22 protein-coding genes are annotated in these 18,426 nt (G+C 51.9%); 8 read left to right on the top strand and 14 right to left on the bottom strand.

What is annotated here, in order from left to right:
• Nucleotides 1-103 precede the first annotated feature (103 nt).
• Nucleotides 104-550, top strand: coding sequence for a hypothetical protein (locus tag ACTS3T_RS04435; protein ID WP_377963368.1), 447 nt, complete (start codon nt 104-106; stop codon nt 548-550).
• Nucleotides 551-977: 427 nt separating this feature from the next.
• Here the strand turns inward: ACTS3T_RS04435 and ACTS3T_RS04430 are convergent, their stop codons facing one another.
• The 3 genes from ACTS3T_RS04430 to recA form a co-directional block, all read right to left on the bottom strand.
• The gene (locus tag ACTS3T_RS04430; protein ID WP_377963366.1) at nt 978-1,436 is read right to left on the bottom strand and encodes a hypothetical protein; all 459 of its coding nucleotides are present in this window, start codon (nt 1,434-1,436) and stop codon (nt 978-980) included.
• A gap of 63 nt (nt 1,437-1,499) precedes the next feature.
• A complete protein-coding gene (locus ACTS3T_RS04425; protein ID WP_377963364.1) occupies nt 1,500-1,706 on the bottom strand; it encodes a hypothetical protein in 207 nt (68 codons plus the stop codon).
• Nucleotides 1,707-1,831: 125 nt separating this feature from the next.
• A complete protein-coding gene (gene recA, locus ACTS3T_RS04420; protein ID WP_377963362.1) occupies nt 1,832-2,881 on the bottom strand; it encodes a recombinase RecA in 1,050 nt (349 codons plus the stop codon).
• A 187-nt stretch (nt 2,882-3,068) separates the two neighbouring features.
• On the opposite strand from recA, the gene xseA reads away from it, so the two are divergent.
• The 4 genes from xseA to ACTS3T_RS04400 all read left to right on the top strand — a co-directional run bounded on the left by xseA (nt 3,069) and on the right by ACTS3T_RS04400 (nt 5,933).
• Entirely contained in the window at nt 3,069-4,325 is a 1,257-nt protein-coding gene (gene xseA / locus ACTS3T_RS04415) for an exodeoxyribonuclease VII large subunit (protein ID WP_462934813.1), read from the top strand.
• Entirely contained in the window at nt 4,322-4,567 is a 246-nt protein-coding gene (gene xseB, locus ACTS3T_RS04410; protein WP_377963358.1) for an exodeoxyribonuclease VII small subunit, read from the top strand. Before xseA ends, xseB begins: the two co-directional genes overlap by 4 nt.
• A 245-nt stretch (nt 4,568-4,812) precedes the next feature.
• Nucleotides 4,813-5,763: an isoaspartyl peptidase/L-asparaginase gene (locus ACTS3T_RS04405; RefSeq protein WP_377963356.1), complete on the top strand. Its 951-nt coding sequence runs from the start codon at nt 4,813-4,815 to the stop codon at nt 5,761-5,763.
• 14 nt (nt 5,764-5,777) lie between these two features.
• Nucleotides 5,778-5,933 carry a hypothetical protein gene (locus ACTS3T_RS04400; protein ID WP_377963354.1) on the top strand — a complete coding sequence of 52 codons (156 nt, stop codon included), beginning with the start codon at nt 5,778-5,780 and terminating at the stop codon, nt 5,931-5,933.
• 100 nt (nt 5,934-6,033) lie between these two features.
• Here ACTS3T_RS04400 and ACTS3T_RS04395 read toward each other — a convergent pair whose 3' ends face one another.
• Complete coding sequence (locus ACTS3T_RS04395; RefSeq protein ID WP_377963352.1) at nt 6,034-6,696, bottom strand: HAD family hydrolase; 663 nt, start codon at nt 6,694-6,696, stop codon at nt 6,034-6,036.
• A gap of 219 nt (nt 6,697-6,915) precedes the next feature.
• Between ACTS3T_RS04395 and ACTS3T_RS04390 the strand changes: the two genes are divergently transcribed.
• Nucleotides 6,916-7,665 carry an ABC transporter ATP-binding protein gene (locus ACTS3T_RS04390; protein WP_377963350.1) on the top strand — a complete coding sequence of 250 codons (750 nt, stop codon included), beginning with the start codon at nt 6,916-6,918 and terminating at the stop codon, nt 7,663-7,665.
• Here the strand turns inward: ACTS3T_RS04390 and ACTS3T_RS04385 are convergent.
• Entirely contained in the window at nt 7,662-8,435 is a 774-nt protein-coding gene (locus ACTS3T_RS04385; RefSeq protein ID WP_377963392.1) for a response regulator transcription factor, read from the bottom strand. The genes ACTS3T_RS04390 and ACTS3T_RS04385 overlap by 4 nt on opposite strands.
• A 313-nt stretch (nt 8,436-8,748) precedes the next feature.
• Between ACTS3T_RS04385 and ACTS3T_RS04380 the strand changes: the two genes are divergently transcribed.
• Nucleotides 8,749-8,994 carry a DUF6761 family protein gene (locus ACTS3T_RS04380; protein WP_377963348.1) on the top strand — a complete coding sequence of 82 codons (246 nt, stop codon included), beginning with the start codon at nt 8,749-8,751 and terminating at the stop codon, nt 8,992-8,994.
• A gap of 258 nt (nt 8,995-9,252) precedes the next feature.
• Here ACTS3T_RS04380 and grxD read toward each other — a convergent pair whose 3' ends face one another.
• From grxD to ACTS3T_RS04365, 3 genes are all read right to left on the bottom strand, one after another.
• The gene (gene grxD / locus ACTS3T_RS04375) at nt 9,253-9,576 is read right to left on the bottom strand and encodes a Grx4 family monothiol glutaredoxin (RefSeq protein WP_377963346.1); all 324 of its coding nucleotides are present in this window, start codon (nt 9,574-9,576) and stop codon (nt 9,253-9,255) included.
• A gap of 36 nt (nt 9,577-9,612) precedes the next feature.
• Nucleotides 9,613-9,864, bottom strand: coding sequence for a BolA family protein (locus ACTS3T_RS04370; protein WP_377963344.1), 252 nt, complete (start codon nt 9,862-9,864; stop codon nt 9,613-9,615).
• Nucleotides 9,865-9,948: 84 nt separating this feature from the next.
• Nucleotides 9,949-10,527 carry a hypothetical protein gene (locus ACTS3T_RS04365; protein ID WP_377963342.1) on the bottom strand — a complete coding sequence of 193 codons (579 nt, stop codon included), beginning with the start codon at nt 10,525-10,527 and terminating at the stop codon, nt 9,949-9,951.
• A 292-nt stretch (nt 10,528-10,819) separates the two neighbouring features.
• Here ACTS3T_RS04365 and ACTS3T_RS04360 point away from each other — a divergent pair, with 292 nt between their 5' ends.
• Nucleotides 10,820-12,886 carry a S8 family serine peptidase gene (locus ACTS3T_RS04360; protein ID WP_377963340.1) on the top strand — a complete coding sequence of 689 codons (2,067 nt, stop codon included), beginning with the start codon at nt 10,820-10,822 and terminating at the stop codon, nt 12,884-12,886.
• Nucleotides 12,887-12,909: 23 nt separating this feature from the next.
• Here the strand turns inward: ACTS3T_RS04360 and ACTS3T_RS04355 are convergent, their stop codons facing one another.
• The 6 genes from ACTS3T_RS04355 to ACTS3T_RS04330 form a co-directional block, all read right to left on the bottom strand.
• A complete protein-coding gene (locus tag ACTS3T_RS04355) occupies nt 12,910-13,596 on the bottom strand; it encodes a cysteine hydrolase family protein (RefSeq protein WP_377963338.1) in 687 nt (228 codons plus the stop codon).
• Between the two features lie 180 nt (nt 13,597-13,776).
• On the bottom strand, nt 13,777-15,324 hold the full coding sequence (locus ACTS3T_RS04350) for an ABC transporter ATP-binding protein (RefSeq protein ID WP_377963336.1): 1,548 nt from the start codon (nt 15,322-15,324) through the stop codon (nt 13,777-13,779).
• Between the two features lie 69 nt (nt 15,325-15,393).
• A complete protein-coding gene (gene biuH, locus ACTS3T_RS04345; RefSeq protein WP_377963334.1) occupies nt 15,394-16,086 on the bottom strand; it encodes a biuret amidohydrolase in 693 nt (230 codons plus the stop codon).
• A gap of 225 nt (nt 16,087-16,311) precedes the next feature.
• A complete protein-coding gene (locus ACTS3T_RS04340) occupies nt 16,312-17,337 on the bottom strand; it encodes a formamidase (RefSeq protein ID WP_377963332.1) in 1,026 nt (341 codons plus the stop codon).
• Nucleotides 17,338-17,435: 98 nt separating this feature from the next.
• Nucleotides 17,436-17,912, bottom strand: a complete 477-nt coding sequence (locus ACTS3T_RS04335; protein ID WP_462934812.1) for a nucleoside deaminase — start codon at nt 17,910-17,912, stop codon at nt 17,436-17,438.
• Between the two features lie 21 nt (nt 17,913-17,933).
• Nucleotides 17,934-18,350: an allophanate hydrolase-related protein gene (locus ACTS3T_RS04330; protein WP_462934811.1), complete on the bottom strand. Its 417-nt coding sequence runs from the start codon at nt 18,348-18,350 to the stop codon at nt 17,934-17,936.
• Nucleotides 18,351-18,426 lie beyond the last annotated feature (76 nt).

Genomic DNA, 18,426 nt, shown 5'->3' with positions numbered 1-18,426 from the left:
AATTTGTAGCTGAGCGATAAAGCTTTTGTAACGACGCTGATAGCGGCACTTGCTTCGTGTTAAGACAAAAGATGACCTGATTGAGAATCATTTAGTGTTAGCTATGCGCTCAAAAGCTGTTGCGGTGGCGATCGCCTTACCCCTGTCTGTTGTGACGTTCTGCTGGGGCTTAGCCACAACTGCCAAAGCCGACTATGAAACTTTTGAGCTATCGCCCAACTTCATGCCCAATCCGGTGCGCGGTCAAGGGCAGTCGGGCGGAACGGTTTGGCGGGATGATTGTGGCTATGTCAATACCAATGATGCGCCTGACCACATTTTGGAGCTAACGGCAGACTTTAGCGCTTTGCGCGTCAGCGTGGTTTCTCCAGGGGACGTTACCCTGTTTATGCGGCGTCAGGGCACTAGCGAAACCAAGTGTGTCGATGATTCTAACGGTACGCTTCTGCCGGAATTTGTGGGAACCTGGCCAGCCGGAAGATACCACATTTGGATTGGCGACTGGGACGGCGAATTTTATCCCTATGAAATTTATATTTCTCACGAGTAAAGCGACTATAGCTTTAGCCAACCGCCTTGAGGCGCTTCAGCGGCTAAGCCGCTGGCAGAAAAGCTTTTCTGCTGCCCTCGGCTATAAATCTTTGGCCTGAGTCAAACAGGTCAGTGGGTGGCTAGATCCAGTCTGGCGCTAGGGGCTGGCTGGCTGAGTTTATCTCAGCTTGAAATAATTTTCAGTTTTATAAATTCGCTGCAAACTTAAAGAACTTGGGGTTGCTGCCACCGCCTCAGTGATTTAACTTAAGGGCAGTTACGTAGCTGGCTGCTGCCCCGTCTATAAGCGCTGTCTAAGCCTATTATCAGCAAGCGTTTTGGCTATTCTCGCTTCGCGATCGCTCCTTTTGCCCCAGCGTTACTCAGTTTTTTAAAGCGTTCTTCAGAAATTCCTGCTCCCTTTTGGTTTGGCTGAGCGCTGCTGCTCAAGCGGCTTGCCAATCTTGACAAGTTTGAGATAGCGGCCCTGCCGGGTGGATGGCACAACACAAAAAGTTGCCGCCGTAGATTTTGCCGTGATAGTTGAGGCAACCCTGACAGGCGGTTGGGCGGCGATCGCGCCGAACAAAGGTGTGAGGCTCTAGCGACCAGGTGAGGTTGAGTATAGCGCCAACGATAGTACCTTCTGACTCAGTGCCCTCAATCGTTAACTCCAGCAGCCCCGAAGCATACATCCGGCGGACATCAAGCTGAAGCAAGGTCGAAAAACCGTGCAGGCAAGTCACTCGACGGCCACAAACGGCATAGTAGCTATCTGCTGCAACTTGCCTATAGTCTGCTGTGAGGGGAACGTTAGGATGCTGGCCTAAATGCTCAATAACCGACAGCACCCAGGGCATCTGCTGCAGTCGTTGTTCAACTTTGGGGTGCAAATGCAAAGCCATAGAGCGCACTCCATCACTAGCTTTACCATAACGTAGCTTTAGCAGCCGCGATCGCGCTTTGGCTTAAAACAACGTCAGATCCCACTCGGCGTCTGTCAGAGCCGCTTCGCCCACCTGCTGCACGCGCACAGTCAGGTATTTGTGGCAGTAGATTGTAGAGCGCTTAAAGCGAGGATTGGGCCGACCTGCGATCGCATCTTCTTCGGCATAGGCTTCAATATATTCAGCCGTAAGTACGGGCGTTTGTGAAAGGCTATCAGGCTGTGACATCGTTCAGCAAAATGATTTTCAAGCGTGTCAGACTGCTTAGCTTACTGGCTTTCTGCTCAAAGCCGCTCAGACTTTCAACAAGGCTTAAGCAATGCCCGTTTCTCAAGAGGAGCCGCTAGAAAAGCCTAATCCGCCTCAGCGTCTGTTTCGGAGGAATCGGCTGCTTCTACCTGGGCGGGGCTAAACTGCTGGCGTAGGGTTTGTTCAATTGTGCTGACCACGTCTGGATTATCGGCCAAATACTGAATGGCGTTGTCTCGTCCTTGGCCGATATTGTTGCCTTCGTAGCTGTACCAAGCTCCTTTGCGAACAATCAGATCATTCTGTTCAGCCAGGTCTATCAGACAGCCCAGTCGGGAAATACCCTGCCCAAAAATGACGTCAAATTCAGCAATTCGGAAGGGGGGGGCTACCTTGTTTTTAGCCACCTTGACTTTGGCTCGAATACCGTACTCTTCGTTGCCTTTCTTCAGCGTTTGAATACGGCGAATATCTAAACGTACCGAGGCATAAAATTTGAGGGCGTTGCCGCCAGTTGTGGTTTCGGGGTTGCCGTAGACGACGCCAATTTTTTGCCGTAACTGGTTGAGAAAAATTACCGTACACTGCGATTTGCCAATGTTGCCCGTGATTTTTCGCAGCGCTTGGCTCATCAGACGCGCTTGCAAACCCATATGAGAATCCCCCATCTCGCCTTCAATTTCGGCGCGAGGAACGAGAGCCGCAACGGAATCAATCACCACCAAATCAATAGCCGAAGAACGAACGAGCTGATCGACAATTTCCAGAGCGGCTTCGCCCGTATCGGGCTGCGATACCAGCAGATTTTCAATATCAACGCCTAAAACAGAAGCATAGTAGGGATCTAAAGCATGTTCGGCGTCAACAAAGGCGGCAATCCCTCCGGTTTTTTGCACTTCGGCGATCGCATGGAGCGCTAGCGTTGTTTTACCAGAACTTTCTGGGCCGTAAATTTCAATGATCCGACCTTTGGGCAAGCCCCCACCAAGCGCGAGATCTAGCGTTAAAGCCCCGGTAGGAATCGTTTCTACGCGCATACGGCTGGCGTCACCGAGCCGCATAATGGTGCCTTTGCCAAAATTACGCTCAATCTGATTGAGCACCATGCCTAAAGCTTTTTGCTTGTCGGAGTTATCCGCTGAGGATTTAGCCATGCTTGTCTCGGTAAGTAGAAAATGCCAGAAACGAATTGTAGCGGGGGCAGGTTTGCCCCGCAGCTATCGCCATCCTAAGGTAATTTTTTTAAATCTCTCACTTATTGTAGAGAGTATTGCACAAAAGACCATACAAATGTACTAATTAAGTCAACGGCGGGCTACTTCAGGTCATTTGCTCAGAATTATGACTTCATTTACCGACATCCCCAGTACCCTGACTCCCCTCAGCGTGGCTGGCCTAACAGACTACATTCAGGAGCTGTTAGAGCAAGATTACCAGTTAAGACAAATTTGGGTGATGGGGGAAGTATCTGACTTGCGGCACCACGCGAGTGGTTTGTTTTTTACGCTGCAAGACCCGCAGGCAACCGCTACGTTGCGCTGTGTGATTTGGCGATCGCAGGTGCCTCGGCTGCTAGAACTGCCAACGACAGGCACGCTGATAACGCTGCTGGGGCAAATTCGCCTCTACCCGCAACGGGGAAGCTATCAGCTTGTCGTTTGGCAGAGTATTCCGGTGGGCGAGGGGTTAAACGCCTTGCGCTACCGCCAACTGCGCGATCGCTTGCAGCTAGAGGGCTTGTTTGACGCCGAGCGGAAGCGTCCCTTACCGCCGCATCCTCAAATTGTGGGCGTGGTCACTTCAGATCAGGCGGCTGCTTGGGGCGATATTCAGCGGACGCTACGCCAGCGCTATCCCGGCTTGCGAGTGTTGCTATCGCCAACGCAGGTACAGGGCACAGCCGCACCAACAGCGATCGCGACCGCCCTAGCACGGCTTGGCCAAGAGGGGCGGGCGGAAGTGATTATTTTGGCGCGCGGCGGCGGTTCAGCAGAGGATCTGGCTTGCTTTAACGATGAGCGGGTGGTGCGAGCGATCGCCACCTGCCCAATTCCGGTGATTACAGGCATCGGCCACGAACGCGACGAATCTTTAGCCGACTTGGTGGCCGATTGGGTCGCCCATACGCCTACTGCGGCTGCCGCCCAAGCGGTTCCTAGCCTGAACGATTTACTGGCACAGCATCGCGATCGCACAGTAGCCCTCAGCCAAGCCATGCAAACCAAACTGGCGATCGCCCAAGTTCAGTACGCCACCCACCTCGAACGACTGCAGCGCCTCCCGATCGAACGTCAACTGCAACAAAACCAACAGCGCCAACAGTGGCAGCAGCAACGCCTCACCGCCGCGATCGCCCAGCGACTTCAGCAAGCCCAAACTCACCAAGCGACTTTGGCGCAAAAGTTAGCCGCTCTCAACCCTGAACAGGTTTTGCAGCGAGGCTATGCGCTCGTCCGCCAAGCTTCCGGAGCGCTGGTACGCACCACTGCTGATCTAAAAGTAGGCGATAGGGTGACTTTACAACTCGGCCAGGGAAGCGCGATCGCCCAAATCACTCACCTTTCTCAGACAGACTCTTCTCAGGAGACAGATACATGAAAAAGCCGCGAGCCACCGATCGTTCAGCAGATGTCTGGCAATACGAGCAAGCCGTCGCTGAAATTGAAGCCACAATTCAGCAAATTGAAGCAGGAGAACTCTCCCTAGCCGCCACCCTTGAGCAATTTACCCAAGCGGCTGAACAATTGCAGCAGTGCAAACGCTTTTTAGCGCAAAAGCAACAGCAGGTTGATCTGCTAATTGAAGCATTGACTACCGATGAAATGTCAGAATCTCTGTAAAGTTGCACTGCATAACGCACTAAAACTAAGCGTAAGTTGCGCCTTCGGTCTGTAGCCACAAGTTTGTAGCCACAGTTGAGCAATGCTGTCGTCAGAAAGTCAAGAGCTGCCTGACCTTCTCTGCGCTTGAGGGTGTTAACGCTAAGGCGATAACACCCTCTACAAAAAATTAGGCTCCTTACTTATCTGCTTTAGAATGTAAAGATTGTGCAACAAACGTAGGGTTACTCCAAGGAGCGAGTTATATGACAGGCGGGATCGAACCAAAGCTGATCATACATGGTGGGGCTGGAAGCAAAATCAAGTCACAAGAGAGCCTGATCGCCGTTCGGCATGAGCTGCATCAAATTGTAGAAGCGGTTTACCAAAAACTAGCCGCTGGTGCAGAGGCTAAATCAGCAGTGGTTTTGGGGTGCCGTTTGTTAGAAGACAACCCTCGCTTTAATGCGGGTACAGGGTCAGTTCTACAGTCTGACGGCCAAATCCGCATGAGTGCTTCGCTAATGGATGGGGCGGCTCAGCGCTTTAGCGGTGTAATCAACGCCTCACGGTTGCAGCACCCGATTGACTTAGCCGAATATTTGCAAACCTCTCACGATCGCGTGTTGTCTGACTACGGTTCAGCCGACTTAATGCGAGAGCTAGGCACCCCTCTTTACGATCCGCTAACTGAGCTGCGTCTACAAGAATGGCTACGGGAGCGCTCTGAAGGCTTTAAACACGAAATGGCTGGTGTTGTAGCCGAAAGTGCCCTGGCCAATAGCAGTGCTCGACGGGGCACCATTGGAGTAGTAGCGCTAGACAGCCAAGGACGCATTGCCGCAGGCACTTCAACCGGGGGCAAAGGGCTAGAGCGTATCGGACGCGTCAGCGATTCTGCCATGCCGGCTGGCAATTATGCCACTGCCGATGCTGGGATTAGCTGCACAGGCATTGGAGAAGATATTATCGATGAGTGCTTGGCTGCTCGGATTGTGGTACGAGTCACCGATGGCATGGCTTTATCCCAAGCCTTCGACAAATCCTTTGCGGAAGCCGATCGAAATCAGCGAGAGTTTGGTGCTATTGGCATTGATCGCTCCGGTCGAATTGCCTGGGGCAAAACCAGTGAAGTGCTGCTAGCTGCTTATCATGATGGACATCAGCTAGGAGATGCGCTAGAGATGGGTAAAGGAACAAAAACTGCCAGTTGCTAGTTGAGTACTCACTCATGCCGGAAGATCCTCAATCAAACAAGCCGGAGAGTTCACCAGAGGGGGACTCAGCCGATCCCAACTTGATCACGGTAGATGCTGGAACCGTCGTCTTCGTGATCTTTTTGGCCTTGCTGATTCCTTTGGTGATTTCGGGTTTTTTGTTTCAATAGCCTTCTGGCTGGGTTTTTGCTTCGTGGCTAACAATAGAACTCAGCGCGGGTGCTAAACCTTGTGAGGGGTGCAACCTAGCGCTGGCAATTCACCCGCAAACTATTGAGCTGCTGTTAGCAAGCCGAACTGTTTTAGCCGTTCATCAGTAAAGTCAGTAACGACCAAATCTGCCCCCAGCGCATAGAGCGACTCAGGCGTATGGGTGGTTGCCATGCCTACCGTTGTCACCTGGGCGGCTACGGCTGAGCGCAGCCCTGACGGCGAATCTTCAAAAGCCAGGGTTTGAGCTGGCTGTACCTGTAACTGCCGCATCGCCTCTTGATAAGGCAACGGGTCGGGCTTGCCTTTCGGCAGTTCGCCTGCCAGAATGACCGTTCTAAACCGCTGGGTCAGGTTAAGCGTTTCCAGCATGAAAGCCGCATTCTGGCGCGGGGCGTTGGTCACCACCGCTGTCTTTAGCCCTTGCTGCTCAATCCAGGCTAGCAGCGGCAGCAGTCCAGCCAGTGGCCGCAGTTCATTAACCGCGAGTTCTCGAAAGCGAGCTTCTTTATCAACGGCAAATTGTACTTGCGCCTCGGCTGCCAGATGCGGCAGCAGATCTGCCATAATATCGGCGTTGAGGCGACCGCTAATGTGTTGCTGATAGCTTGTAGCGTCAATTTCTATTTGATGCGATCGCAGAAGCTGCTGCCAGATGCGAAAGTGAATGGGGTCAGTATCGGCTAAGGTACCGTCTAGATCGAACAAAATGGCTTGCAGCATGGTTAAGTCATTCGCTTAGGGGCGCTTTTATGCTCAGCGTAAAGCATTTAGCTACCACAAGTCTGGCCTCATAGTTACTCAACTGGGTTGGTTCAAACCGTTTCATAGAAACACTTGTGAGAAAGAGAATGATAGACTTGTTGGCGGATTAAACCCAGGAGCAGGAGTCTTTCAAAATAAGAGAGAGGTTAATGCTGAAATCAGTTGGAGCGTGCGACCTTGACCCAGCTACGATTTGAACAGGTGAGTTTGCAGGCGACAGTAGGTAACGCGCAGATTTTGCAAGACCTGAGCTTCAGCATTGCCGCCGGAGAGTTTGTTGGTTTAGTAGGGCCATCCGGAGCAGGGAAAACTTCGCTATTGCGCCTGATCAACCGTCTAAGCGATCCCAGCCAAGGCTGTATCTACTTTGCCGGACAAGACTTACGGCAGCTTCCGGTAGTGCCGCTACGGCGTCAGATTGTGTTGCTGGCGCAAGAGCCAAAGCTGTTAGATATGACCGTAGAAGCGGCTCTGCAGTATCCTCTGCAATTACGCAATGTTGAGCGATCGCAGGCCGAAAGCCACATTCAGACTTGGTTAGAGCGTTTGCAAATTCCACAGTCTTGGCTACCGCGCACTGAGCTAGCGTTATCAGTAGGTCAGCGTCAGCGAGTAGCTTTAGCGCGAGCGCTTTTGCTAGAGCCTCAGGTATTGCTGCTAGATGAACCCACCTCTGCTTTAGATGCGGGTAACGGTACTCGCCTGATGGAACTGCTCAAATCGCTGGCTGAAGAAAAGCAGGTGACGATTTTAATGGCCAATCACCAGCTCAATTTGCTGCAAAATACCTGTAGTCGAGTGCTGTACTTACAGCAGGGCAGGCTTGTTCAAGACTTGCCACAAGGCTCGATTGATTGGACACAACTCCATCAAGCCATTCTGCAAACTGAGCAGCAAGAGGCGCAAGCGTGGCAAACCGAACCCTAATGCTGATGCACGACAGAGGCAGAGACGACAGCAGGTGACGGCGAATTCATCCCCAAGCCGTGGCGGCTAGACTGGGCTTCTTTACTGATCCGTTCAATGTTAAATCGATAGCCGACATTGCGAACGGTTTGAATAATATTGGGTTGGCGAGGATCAATTTCGATTTTTTTGCGCAGAGAAAGGACGTGGGTGTCTACCGTGCGCGGGTTGTCAATGGCATCTGGCCAAGCCCGTTTCAGCAGATCAGAGCGGCTAAGCGGCGCACCCGCTGCCTGGGTCAGCACGTAGAGCAAACTAAACTCTTGAGGAGTTAAGTCAATAAATTCTTCTTTGTAGCGCACGCGCCGCTGCACCAGATCAATATAAAGGTCGCCATAGCTAAGGGAAGCCGGAGCGATCGCTTTTTGACTGCGGCGAGTCAGGGCTTCGACCCGCGCCAAAAACTCTTGCATACCAAAGGGCTTAGACAAATAATCGTCAGCGCCAGCCTTTAAGCCAGTGACAACATCAGATTCGGTAGTCCGAGCAGACAGCATTAAAATCAAAACCTGCCTTTGATGCTGCATCCAGCGACAAAGTTCGATCCCGTCCCCATCTGGTAGTTCTGAGTCCAAAATCACCAAATCAGGACAGCGGTTTTGAAAAGCATCGCGCCCTCTTGCGATATCTGCCGACTGCACAACCCAGTAGCCAGCCTGCTGGAGGTGCCAGCCCAGCAGCGATCGCAAATGAGGATTTCCTTCAACAATTTGAATGCAAATTGAACCCACCAGCCCTACTTGGTTCCGTAAAACAGCTCTCGTATCTGGCACCTAGCCTATCAAAGCGGTTGTCATGATTTTGTAACTGCCGTTACGCCCCACCGAATCAGCCCTGGCGGGACTGTGAATCTGTTTAAATATGCGCCCCGGCTTTTTTGACTAAGCTGATAAAATGGTAATAAATATACACAAAGAAACAAACTGAAAGAATCAAACAGTTTCCGTTATAGTTCTACTAATTCAGTATTTTTTCTAAATTTCTCTGGCCAGCAGTTGCCATTGCCTCTGACTGGACTAGCAGCGTTGCTTAACCCCCCTCACCATGCTTCAAGACGCCCGCGCAATTCGCTATTACCAACGCATGACCGACGCCTTGGTCGAGCAGTGGAATCGAGGCTATCGAAACCGAGATGAGTTGCGTCTTTTTATCGATGGTTATCTAGCGGCTCTTCGCCATGCCGATGCTTTAGAGCCTTATTTAGTCCATCGCTTAGAGGAAGATGTCATTCGCTTTTTGCACGACACCTCTAACTTTGCCATTCCAGAATCTGAGCCTGACTACTACTAAGCGTCTCTGTACCTACGGCAAACCTACTAGCGGGTAGATGTTGTGGTTAAAAGTCCCCCTTTTTAAGGGAGCTTTAGGGGGATCTCCACTTTTGCTACAAAAAATAAGACTTTTCAAACATCTTCTGAGGCAGATCCCAGCTTGGCGATCGCCCAAAACATGATCCTAGATCGACACCAATAACTTGTTCAGGGGTCTGGTAAATTGCCAGACCCCTGAACGCATTTACTCAGCCAAAGCTTTGAGCCAGCGGCAGCTTTAAGACGCGATCGCGACTTCAACCATTTCTTGCAGTTGACCGTTCTGGTAAAGCTCGATCATGATATCTGAGCCGCCCACAAACTCGCCATTAACATAAACCTGAGGGATGGTCGGCCAGTTGGAATATTCTTTGATGCCCTGACGAATCTCGTAGTCTTCTAGCACATCAACGGTTTCGTAGGGCGCGCCTAACATGTTGAGGATTTGAACCACATTGTTAGAGAAGCCGCACTGAGGCATGAGTTTAGACCCCTTCATAAACACAACGATGGGGTGCTGTTCGAGCAGGGTATCGATTTTAGCCTTGAGTTCTGGAGTCATGGTGCTTAGTTTGAGTCAGATAAAAACGAAATGCTTTTAGTGGGCTGTCGTCCAAGCAGCAGGCGTGTAAGTTTTGAGCGAAAGGGCATGAATCGCTTCAGAAGACATAGCCTGTTGCAGAGCTTGATAAACTAGCTGGTGCTGCTGAATCAGGCTGCGGCCTTCAAAAGCGGACGAAACCACTGTCACCTGATAATGATCACCGCCACCTGTGAGATCTTGCACGTTCACCTGTGCGTCAGGTAGCCCAGTTTGGATCATTGATTCAACCTGATCGGGGCTAATCATGCCTGCTCCTTATTAACTGAAAATACGCAAAAGTGAATAAGCCTATACCCGACTAGTTTAGCGAACTTGCCAGCAGAATATCGTTTATTCGCTAGCCTGATTTCGGGGATAGGGAGCATCGACAAAGCCTAGCTCAAAGAGTTGCTGATAGGCGCGTTGTCCCAGGTTGCGAGTAGGTTGCTGACTGCGCACAATTTCAATCAGCAGGGGTACCGCTAATTCAGGCTGATTTTGGGCGCGATGAACCAGCGCTAATTGAAAGGTAGCCTCATCCCGCATCTGAGCAGTGGCTAAGGCTTTTTCTCGGTGGCTGTCGCTAATACGGTTGTCAATACCTGTAAATAGCTCGGATAAATCGCGGTAAAAACCCGAAAGCTGCCCTAAAAGCTGGCGCACTTCTTGCAGTTTGGCGATCGCGGTGGGGTAGTCTTGAACAGCGATCGCCGCTTCAGCTTCTTGCATGAGCCGTTCGCTAGACTCAATGCTGAGCAAAATGCTGGACTGGGGCAAAACTTCTGTAATTTGAGAGTTGCTGTTCCCTGAGCTAGCGGCGTTATCTTGGGCCTGAGCAGTGGTGGGTAGCGCGATCGCCAACGTCAGGGCAACCCAAAAACTCAGTCTGTTGATCAACATATGGGGGTAAAGCATAGTGGAATTCGTCATTACGTAACCTTATGTTTCGGTAGCAGCAAGACAGGTCTACTCTTCAGATAAGCTAATGCACAACATCACAAACCAAGCGCGTTCTGCTCAATATCTTGTGATCCCGGTTGAGTCAGAGAACGCATTAGTTCATTCAAACATGTTTGCTGAACGAATTGATCTTTTCTCTTGAGCGGTCTGACGGGTTGCTGTGGGCTAGATGAAGTAGCCACGGTTAGCGGAGTCTTGCCAGATCCCTGTAGACTTACGGATAAACCACTGAGTTCCCTAGAATACCTTCAGGCAGAAAATTATGTCTAGGCAGGTTGATCTGGTTTTGCAGCGGGGAGGGGAAGAACTGCTGCTGGTTAAGCTGAGCGATCGCTTTACAACTGCCGCGCTCACAGCGACGGAACAGGCGGCTTTGCAAGCTCAGATCAATCCTGAAGCGGTGCGAACGATCGCTTCGGGTCGGTTACTGGAGTGGCAAGTGCTACCTCGCCAGCTAGAAACGGCGATGGCAACGGTACGGCAATCGCCTGCCGTTGAGTTTGCTAGCCATGTTTACCGTTTGCTAGCCAGCCCGCAAACGCTGGTCTATCTAGCGCCAGAAATGACCATTCAGTTTACCCCTGAAGCTGGCCCAGCCGTGATAGAAGCCGCCGCGATCGCCTATGGTTTGCAACAGCAACAAGCCGTTGACGGCATTGCCAACACCTTTGTCTTTCGCTTAACGTCGGCAGCCGTCGAAAACCCGGTTAAAATTGCCAACCGTCTGGCTGAGCAGCCCCAGGTTTTGCTGGCTGAGCCTAACATTATTATTCAAACAGAGCTGCTGTATCGACCTCAAGATCCGTTATATGCGCGACAGTGGCATCTCTTTCATACTGGCAGTAGCCAGAGTTTAGCCGCTAACTCTCATATTGCGGCAGAGTCAGCCTGGGAACTCACGCGCGGCAGTCGCTCAGTGGTGATCGCCGTGGCTGATGATGGGTTTGATGTGGATCATCCTGACTTTCAGGGGGTGGGTAAACTGGTAGCCCCACAAGACCTGAAGCAGCAAGACGCCTTACCCACGCCGACGCGTGAAGATGAAAACCACGGAACAGCCGTCGCCGGACTGGCGATCGCAGAAGAAAACGGTATCGGCGTGGTTGGGGTAGCACCGGGCTGTGCCTTTATGCCCATTCAAACCACGGGCTTTTTAGATGATGAGTCGATTGAACAATTGTTTGACTGGGCCATTGAACAAGGAGCGGCAGTGATTTCGGCGAGCTGGTCGCCAGCCGCCATTTATTTTCCGCTGTCGCTACGGCAGCGCAACGCCATTACTAAAGCAGCCACCCAAGGGCGTTACGGCAGAGGCTGCGTGATTGTTTTTTCAGCAGGTAACGCCAATCGCCCCGTTAGCGGCAGTCTCAATGAGCAAGGCTGGCCTAAAAATGCCGTCAAAGGGGCAACGACCTGGCTGAGTGGCTTTGCCGTCCATCCCGATGTCATTTCGGTAGCGGCTTCTACCAGCTTGAATCGCAAAGCGGCCTATAGCAACTGGGGACAACATATTGCGATCGCAGCACCTAGCAACAACGCCCCCCCCAGCATGGCCTTACCCCGATTGGGCACCCTTGCAACCGGGCCAGAAATTCAAACGGCGCTGCCAGGATTAGGGATGGTTACCAGCGATCGCAGCGATGCGGCTGGGTATGCAACCGGAGCCTATACAACGGGCTTTGGCGGAACCTCTAGCGCTTGCCCCGTAGTCGCGGGTGTGGCTGCGCTGGTGCTGTCGGTTAATCCTTACCTCAAAGCTTACGAAGTTCGTCGGCTTTTACAAGAAACGGCTGACAAAATTGTCGATACCTCTAGCGATCCTCAGTTGGGCTTGCGATATGGCACCTATGACGACAAAGGCCATTCGTTTTGGTTTGGCTATGGCAAAGTCAACGCGGCCAGAGCCGTCCAAGAAGCCCAGCGCCGTTTGCATACCTCTCGTCGTTTGCAGCAAACCCTACGACAAAGCAACCCTGTGCCCCTCTCGATTCCAGATGATCAGCCGCAGGGGGCAACCAGTCGAATTAGCATTGGCGATCGCGGTCGTTTACAAGATATTGAGATTCGCCTGAGTCTGACCCATGAGTTTTTGGGCGACATCAGCCTGACGCTAATTTCCCCTGAGGGAACGACCGTCTTATTGCAGGGGCGAACTTTAGGACGGCAGCGGCAGTTGAACCAAACCTACACGCTAGCAACGACGCCGACCTTAGCCAATTTGCTGTACCAGTCGGTGACAGGGCAGTGGTTGCTAAAAGCGATCGATCACTCGCCGTTAAATACAGGACAGCTCAATCGCTGGGAACTGATTTTAGGCGTTGCTAATTAAAGGTTGCGCCTGAGCGACCAAGCCTAGCGTTCAGCCAACTGCAAGCTGTTTAAGCCCGCTAATACCGCCTGCGCCCTGGCACACCAGCCAACAATACCGCCTTGGGCGCAAACCATCTCTAGGGTGGCTTGCTTAAATTCGGGGAAGTAACTTTCAGTCCCGTCTTCTACTAGCAGGCACTCATAGCCGCGATCGTTGGCTTCGCGCATGGTTGTTTGTACACAAACCTCGGTCGTTACTCCAGTAATAATCAGATGAGAGATGTTGTGAGTCTTGAGTAAAAATTCCAGGTTAGTTTGGTAAAAAGCGCCTTTGCCCGGTTTAGAAATTACGGTTTCGTCGGGTAGCGGCGCTAGCTCGTCGATAATGCGGTTCCCCGGTTCGCCCAAAACCAAAATGCGACCCATCGGCCCGCAATCGCCAATTTTGAGCGTACCTTTACCGCGATCGCGCTTCGAGGGCGGGCAATCACTCAAATCTGGCTGATGGCCTTCAACCGTTTGAAAAATCGGCAAATGCAAAGCTCGAAACGCCGCTTGCAGCTTTTTGATTGTAGGCACAATGGCCTGTAATCGATGCACATCGTTGCCGAGGGCTGCGCCAAAGCCCCCCGGTTCTAAAAAGTCGCGCTGCATATCAATAATTAGCAACGCTAGACCCGTTGCGGTCGGCAGTTCGTAGTCGTAGGGATGGGCAGTAATGGCAGGCATAATTGGCTATAGCTAAAGGCTAAGGGCATTAGAAAGCTTAGGGCTGGCAGCTATTTGAGGATGACAATGCTTGGGGCTACAGCCATCAGGCTAGGGCGGATTAGAACGGGCTAGGCTCAACCCGCCTCCCAAAAAGGGCAGGATTTCTCTGGGGGTTTCTCGAACACATCAGCGATCGCGCTAATGTCCAGCCATTTTTTGACCAATGGTGGTTAAGTCGGCTTCAGCGATCGCGCTTTCGTAGACAAACTCACCTTCGCTAATCACAATCACGCGATCGGCTAAACTCAAAAGCTCGTCTAAGTCTTCGCTAACCAGCAATACCGCTACTCCACGGTTACGAGCATTGACAATTTCACCATGAATAAAATTAACCGCTGAAAAATCCAGGCCAAAGCAGGGATTTGCCGCAATCAGTAAGTTGATTTGATCAGAAGACAGTTCTCGCGCTAGCACCGTCCGCTGCACGTTACCGCCAGAAAGATTACTCACAGGCACATCTGGCGAAGGCGTTTTAACTGAAAACGCTTGAATCAGCCCTTCAGCCATGCTGCGGATTTGCTTCAGCACCAAAAACAGACTCCAGCGTGACTGAGGCGCTTTGTCAAACGTACGCAAAGCCATATTTTCGGCCACGCTCATGTGCGGTACGCAGGCATTGCGCAGGGGTTCTTCTGGCAAAGCAAAGACGCAATGACGATCCATTTCAACCCGCGTAGCGCTATAGGGTTCGCCGTTGACTGAGACTTGTCCGGCAGTGGGCGATCGCTGTCCTGCTAACACTTCAACTAGCTCTCGCTGGCCATTGCCAGACACCCCGGCAATCCCCACAATCTCGCCACTTTGTACGGTCAGATTAATCTGCCGAATCGCTGGCAAACCGTTGTCACGATTGGCGCACAAGTTTTTCACTTGCAGTACGGGCTGGCTGTCAGCATGAGTATTTTTCTCAATCGCCTTGGTTTGCCGTTCTTCCCCCAGCATCATTTGAGCCATATCGGCAATAGAAAGCTGTTTTACCTGCCCGCTTCCGGCTAGCTGACCTTTGCGCAGCACCGTCACTTCGTCGGTAAAGGCGGTCACTTCTCGAAATTTGTGCGTAATGAGCAAAACGCTGAGGTGTCCCAATTTCACCTCTTGGCGAATCAGTCCTAAAACTTCATCGGCTTCACCCGGCGTCAACACGGAGGTAGGTTCATCCAGAATGAGAATGCGGCTTTTGAGATAGAGCTGCTTAAGAATTTCTAGCTTTTGCTTTTGACCAGCGGCTAACTGCCCTACTGGTGTGTCGAGATCAACCCGAAAAGGAGAGCTAGCCATAAAGGCGTTTAATTCGTCATATTCAGCTTTCCAGTTGATCAAGTTGGTGGTGTTGTAGCGAGACAAGACCAAATTTTCGGCAACGGTCATGGCAGGCACTGAGGTGAAGTGCTGATAGACCATGCCAATGCCAAATTCATGCGCTTGTTTGGGGCTTTTGATCGTATGTTCTTGCTGATCGACGAGAATTTTGCCAGCGGTGGGGGCATAAAACCCCATGATGCATTTGACTAAGGTGCTTTTGCCTGCGCCGTTTTCGCCGAGGAGGGCATGGACGGTGCCGGGGCGAAGCGTCATGGAGACGTTGTCTAGAGCCACAAGGCTACCAAAGCGTTTGGTCATGTTGATGACTTGAAGTTCTGGCGGCGCTTGGGTTTGGGTTTGGGTGGGGAGGGTGGCGGTTTTCATGGGGGAGGTGGGGAAGGGGGAGAGGTGGGGAAGGGGAGAAGGGGGGAGGGTTTGCTTGGGTGGGGGGCGTTACGTTTTTTCGGGGCTGAGTGTGGTGAGGAGGGCTTTGGAGTTTGAGACTGCGCCGAAAACGCCGCCTTGCATTTTGATCATGCTGAGGGCGGCGAGATGGTTGCTGTAGTCGGTGGCTGCGGTGCAGTCGGAAAGCAGCAGGCACTCGTAGCCGCGATCGTTGGCGTCTCTCATGGTGGTGTGGACACAGACGTCGGTGGTGATGCCTGTGAGAATTAGATTTTGAATGCCTTGGCGACTGAGAATTAAGTCTAGGTCAGTGGCATAAAAAGAGCCTTTGCCCGGTTTGTCGATAATTACTTCGCCTGCGATCGGGGCTAGTTCTGGGATGATTTCCCACCCCGGTTCACCTCGTACCAAAATTTTGCCGCAGGGGCCAGAATCTCCGATGCCTGCACCTATGCGGCGCGATCGCCAGCGTTTGTTTTCTGGTAAATCGCTCAGGTCGGGGCGGTGGCCTTCGCGGGTGTGGATAATGAAATATCCCTGCGATCGCATGACGGCTAGCAATTGTTTAATCGGTTCGATGGGCGATCGCGTTAGCGACAGGTCATAGCCCATTTTGTCTACGTAGCCGCCTTCTCCACAAAAATCTGTCTGCATGTCAATGATGATGAGAGCAGTATTGGTGGGTCGCAAATCGCCGTTGTAAGGATAAGGATAGGGTTCAGCGTCAACGTAGCATCCCATTGAGTTACAGCTAAGTAGTACCGTATAGAGAATGCTTACCACCTGGTAAGAGCTTTAAAGAGTTACCGATGAACCAAATTAGCCAAGTTTAAGAATTGAGGGGTTCAAACCCAACCTCGGCCTTTCTAGGGGCAGGCACTTGGCATAGCCTCTCAAAAGTAGCGGGGGCTGCGGTTTTAACCGCCACCTTATCCCAAATGCCCAATGCTAACTGGGTGGAGCGTTTTATAAGATCTCGGCAGGTTCTGAGGGTAACTCTTCGCCTTGATACTCGCGGGTTGGGGCTGGAAAGCCACAGGAGGTGCCGTCTGTATAAATTACCTCGTCTTCCCAGGGGAGGCGGTAGCTGCCGTTAACCAAATCTTGCATGTAGGTATACGGACAATCCTGAGCGCCGCCTTTGACGGCTACATAGCCGCGATGACCAAACTGATAAATATTGTTTTCAACGCTCCAGTGCTGGCGGGCTTCGCGGACTAAGTCGGGGCGGACTTCGGCGGTGATAATTTCGTCAGGGCGGTGGCTACCCGTTGCTAAGGGGGTGCCATCAAAGTTAACGATCATGCCTTCTCCCATAGAGTCGAAGGTGCCATCGGTGCCGCACATGCAGACAGAGGCCGTGACCATCAGGTTGCAAAAGGCGTTGGCTTGATTGGTAATTTGCCAGGAATGACGAATTGGGGCGGTATAACCCGCAGTGCGAATCATAATTTCGGCTCCCTTATAGGCACACTCGCGAGCCATTTCTGGGAACATGCCGTCATGGCAAATAATTAGGGCGATTGTGCTGCCGTTTGGCCCTTCGCAAACCGGAATGCCTAAGTTACCTGGTTCCCAGGGTTCAACTGGCACCCAGGGATGTAGCTTACGGTAATAGAGCTTGAGTTCTCCTTTGTCGTCAATAATTAGACCGCTGTTGTAAGGGTTGCCGTTGGGGTTGTATTCCATAATGGAAAAGCAACCCCAAATCTGATGGTCGCAGCAGGCTTGGCGAAACGCCTCCACTTCTGGCCCATCAAGGCGACACATAATTTCCGGGTTGGTATCCATTGAGAGGCCATGCAGCGAATACTCTGGAAATACCACCAGATCCATCGTTGGCAGGTTGCGGCGGGCTTTGGCGACGAGGTCACAAATGCGCTGAGTTTGGGCGGCTAGGTCAGCGGGCGTGACCACGTTGGGCAGTTGGAGCTGCACCATGCCCAAAACTACTCCATTGGGCGTTTTATTTAGACCCCCTAGTCCACTCATGGCATTGCCTCTTTGCAAACTGCATAAACAGGTCTAGCAAACCACTTTCAGGCTCAAGATTCTGTTATCTGTTATGCGATGGCTGTGCCAAAAACCTGCTAGTAGGTGAGTTTGTCGGTTTTGCTGGCCCATTCTTTGAAGGCGGCGACGGCTTTGTCTTGCATCAGTTGGGTCATCGGAAGCGATCGCTGAGAAATGGGTAGCGCGATTTCTTGATAGATAAAGCCGCTGTTGAAGCCATATTCGCTGGCGTCTTCTTTGGAGTTGGCGTAGTAAATGCGATCGAGCTTAGCCCAGTAAATAGTGGCCATACACATGGGGCAGGGTTCGCAACTGGTGTATAGTTCACAGCCTTGAAGCTGCCAGTTTTGTAGGTGCTGGCAGGCGGCTCGAATGGCAAGCATTTCGGCGTGGGCGGTGGGGTCGTTGAGCGGAGCCACCTGGTTCATCCCCCGACCAATAATTTCGCCGTCTTTAACGACGACTGCACCGTAAGGCCCTCCGTGGGTGGTGCGAATGCTTTCAAGCGACAGATCGATCGCGGCTTGCATAAAATCGGGGTTGGGTTGAGTCATCGGCTTAACTAGCAGTTTTTTTTAGCTTACCGGGTCTTTAACGCCGGAGATAGCTTGAAGCGAGTCAATATAAGCTCGCCAGCCGCCAAACTGGGTGATTTCGGTTTGGTCTTGGCAGGCGATCGCTTCACCGATGACGCCTAGCACGATTTCGCCAGTGTCTAGTTTGACTTTGCCGATAGCTAAGCCGGGTGGTTCTTGCAGCAAGATTTGGCCGAGTCCAGCGGGGGGGATGGCCCAGATTTCAACGGCGATCGCAACGCCGCCTGCTCGAACGCGCTGCATAGCTGGGTGGCGATCGCCAATAGACCAAAGCCGGTAGGCTGGTTCGGTTTTAGCTTCTCGTACAAACGTGGCACCAGCGGCAAGGAGGTTGTCGTTGAGGGCTAAGCCACGCATTAGCGTACCGTTGACGGCTAGGTGTAGAGGTTGGGTCATCGTTTGAAAAGGTTGTAGACAAAAATGTCGTGATCTTAAAACGCCTTGGCTAAGCTTGCTCGTTTTTTCGTTCAGT

Origin of the sequence: Almyronema sp., from assembly GCF_052168255.1 — a bacterium.
Lineage (GTDB): Bacteria > Cyanobacteriota > Cyanobacteriia > Phormidesmidales > Phormidesmidaceae > Sphaerothrix > Sphaerothrix epifaneia.
The sequence above is the reverse complement of the archived record's forward strand: the minus strand, read 5'-3'. Positions and strand labels throughout refer to the sequence as shown.

Excerpts from the sequence above, each read along its gene's own strand:
- grxD (WP_377963346.1), bottom strand. The coding sequence starts at position 9,576 with ATGACTCCAGAACTCAAGGCTAAAATCGATACCCTGCTCGAACAGCAC.
- ACTS3T_RS04360 (WP_377963340.1), top strand. The coding sequence starts at position 10,820 with ATGTCTAGGCAGGTTGATCTGGTTTTGCAGCGGGGAGGGGAAGAACTG.
- ACTS3T_RS04400 (WP_377963354.1), top strand. The coding sequence starts at position 5,778 with ATGCCGGAAGATCCTCAATCAAACAAGCCGGAGAGTTCACCAGAGGGG.
- ACTS3T_RS04365 (WP_377963342.1), bottom strand. The coding sequence starts at position 10,527 with ATGACGAATTCCACTATGCTTTACCCCCATATGTTGATCAACAGACTG.
- recA (WP_377963362.1), bottom strand. The coding sequence starts at position 2,881 with ATGGCTAAATCCTCAGCGGATAACTCCGACAAGCAAAAAGCTTTAGGC.
- ACTS3T_RS04330 (WP_462934811.1), bottom strand. The coding sequence starts at position 18,350 with ATGACCCAACCTCTACACCTAGCCGTCAACGGTACGCTAATGCGTGGC.
- biuH (WP_377963334.1), bottom strand. The coding sequence starts at position 16,086 with ATGGGATGCTACGTTGACGCTGAACCCTATCCTTATCCTTACAACGGC.
- ACTS3T_RS04335 (WP_462934812.1), bottom strand. The coding sequence starts at position 17,912 with ATGACTCAACCCAACCCCGATTTTATGCAAGCCGCGATCGATCTGTCG.
- ACTS3T_RS04340 (WP_377963332.1), bottom strand. The coding sequence starts at position 17,337 with ATGAGTGGACTAGGGGGTCTAAATAAAACGCCCAATGGAGTAGTTTTG.
- xseB (WP_377963358.1), top strand. The coding sequence starts at position 4,322 with ATGAAAAAGCCGCGAGCCACCGATCGTTCAGCAGATGTCTGGCAATAC.
- ACTS3T_RS04425 (WP_377963364.1), bottom strand. The coding sequence starts at position 1,706 with ATGTCACAGCCTGATAGCCTTTCACAAACGCCCGTACTTACGGCTGAA.
- ACTS3T_RS04405 (WP_377963356.1), top strand. The coding sequence starts at position 4,813 with ATGACAGGCGGGATCGAACCAAAGCTGATCATACATGGTGGGGCTGGA.
- ACTS3T_RS04350 (WP_377963336.1), bottom strand. The coding sequence starts at position 15,324 with ATGAAAACCGCCACCCTCCCCACCCAAACCCAAACCCAAGCGCCGCCA.
- ACTS3T_RS04430 (WP_377963366.1), bottom strand. The coding sequence starts at position 1,436 with ATGGCTTTGCATTTGCACCCCAAAGTTGAACAACGACTGCAGCAGATG.
- ACTS3T_RS04395 (WP_377963352.1), bottom strand. The coding sequence starts at position 6,696 with ATGCTGCAAGCCATTTTGTTCGATCTAGACGGTACCTTAGCCGATACT.
- ACTS3T_RS04355 (WP_377963338.1), bottom strand. The coding sequence starts at position 13,596 with ATGCCTGCCATTACTGCCCATCCCTACGACTACGAACTGCCGACCGCA.
- ACTS3T_RS04435 (WP_377963368.1), top strand. The coding sequence starts at position 104 with ATGCGCTCAAAAGCTGTTGCGGTGGCGATCGCCTTACCCCTGTCTGTT.
- xseA (WP_462934813.1), top strand. The coding sequence starts at position 3,069 with ATGACTTCATTTACCGACATCCCCAGTACCCTGACTCCCCTCAGCGTG.
- ACTS3T_RS04380 (WP_377963348.1), top strand. The coding sequence starts at position 8,749 with ATGCTTCAAGACGCCCGCGCAATTCGCTATTACCAACGCATGACCGAC.
- ACTS3T_RS04370 (WP_377963344.1), bottom strand. The coding sequence starts at position 9,864 with ATGATTAGCCCCGATCAGGTTGAATCAATGATCCAAACTGGGCTACCT.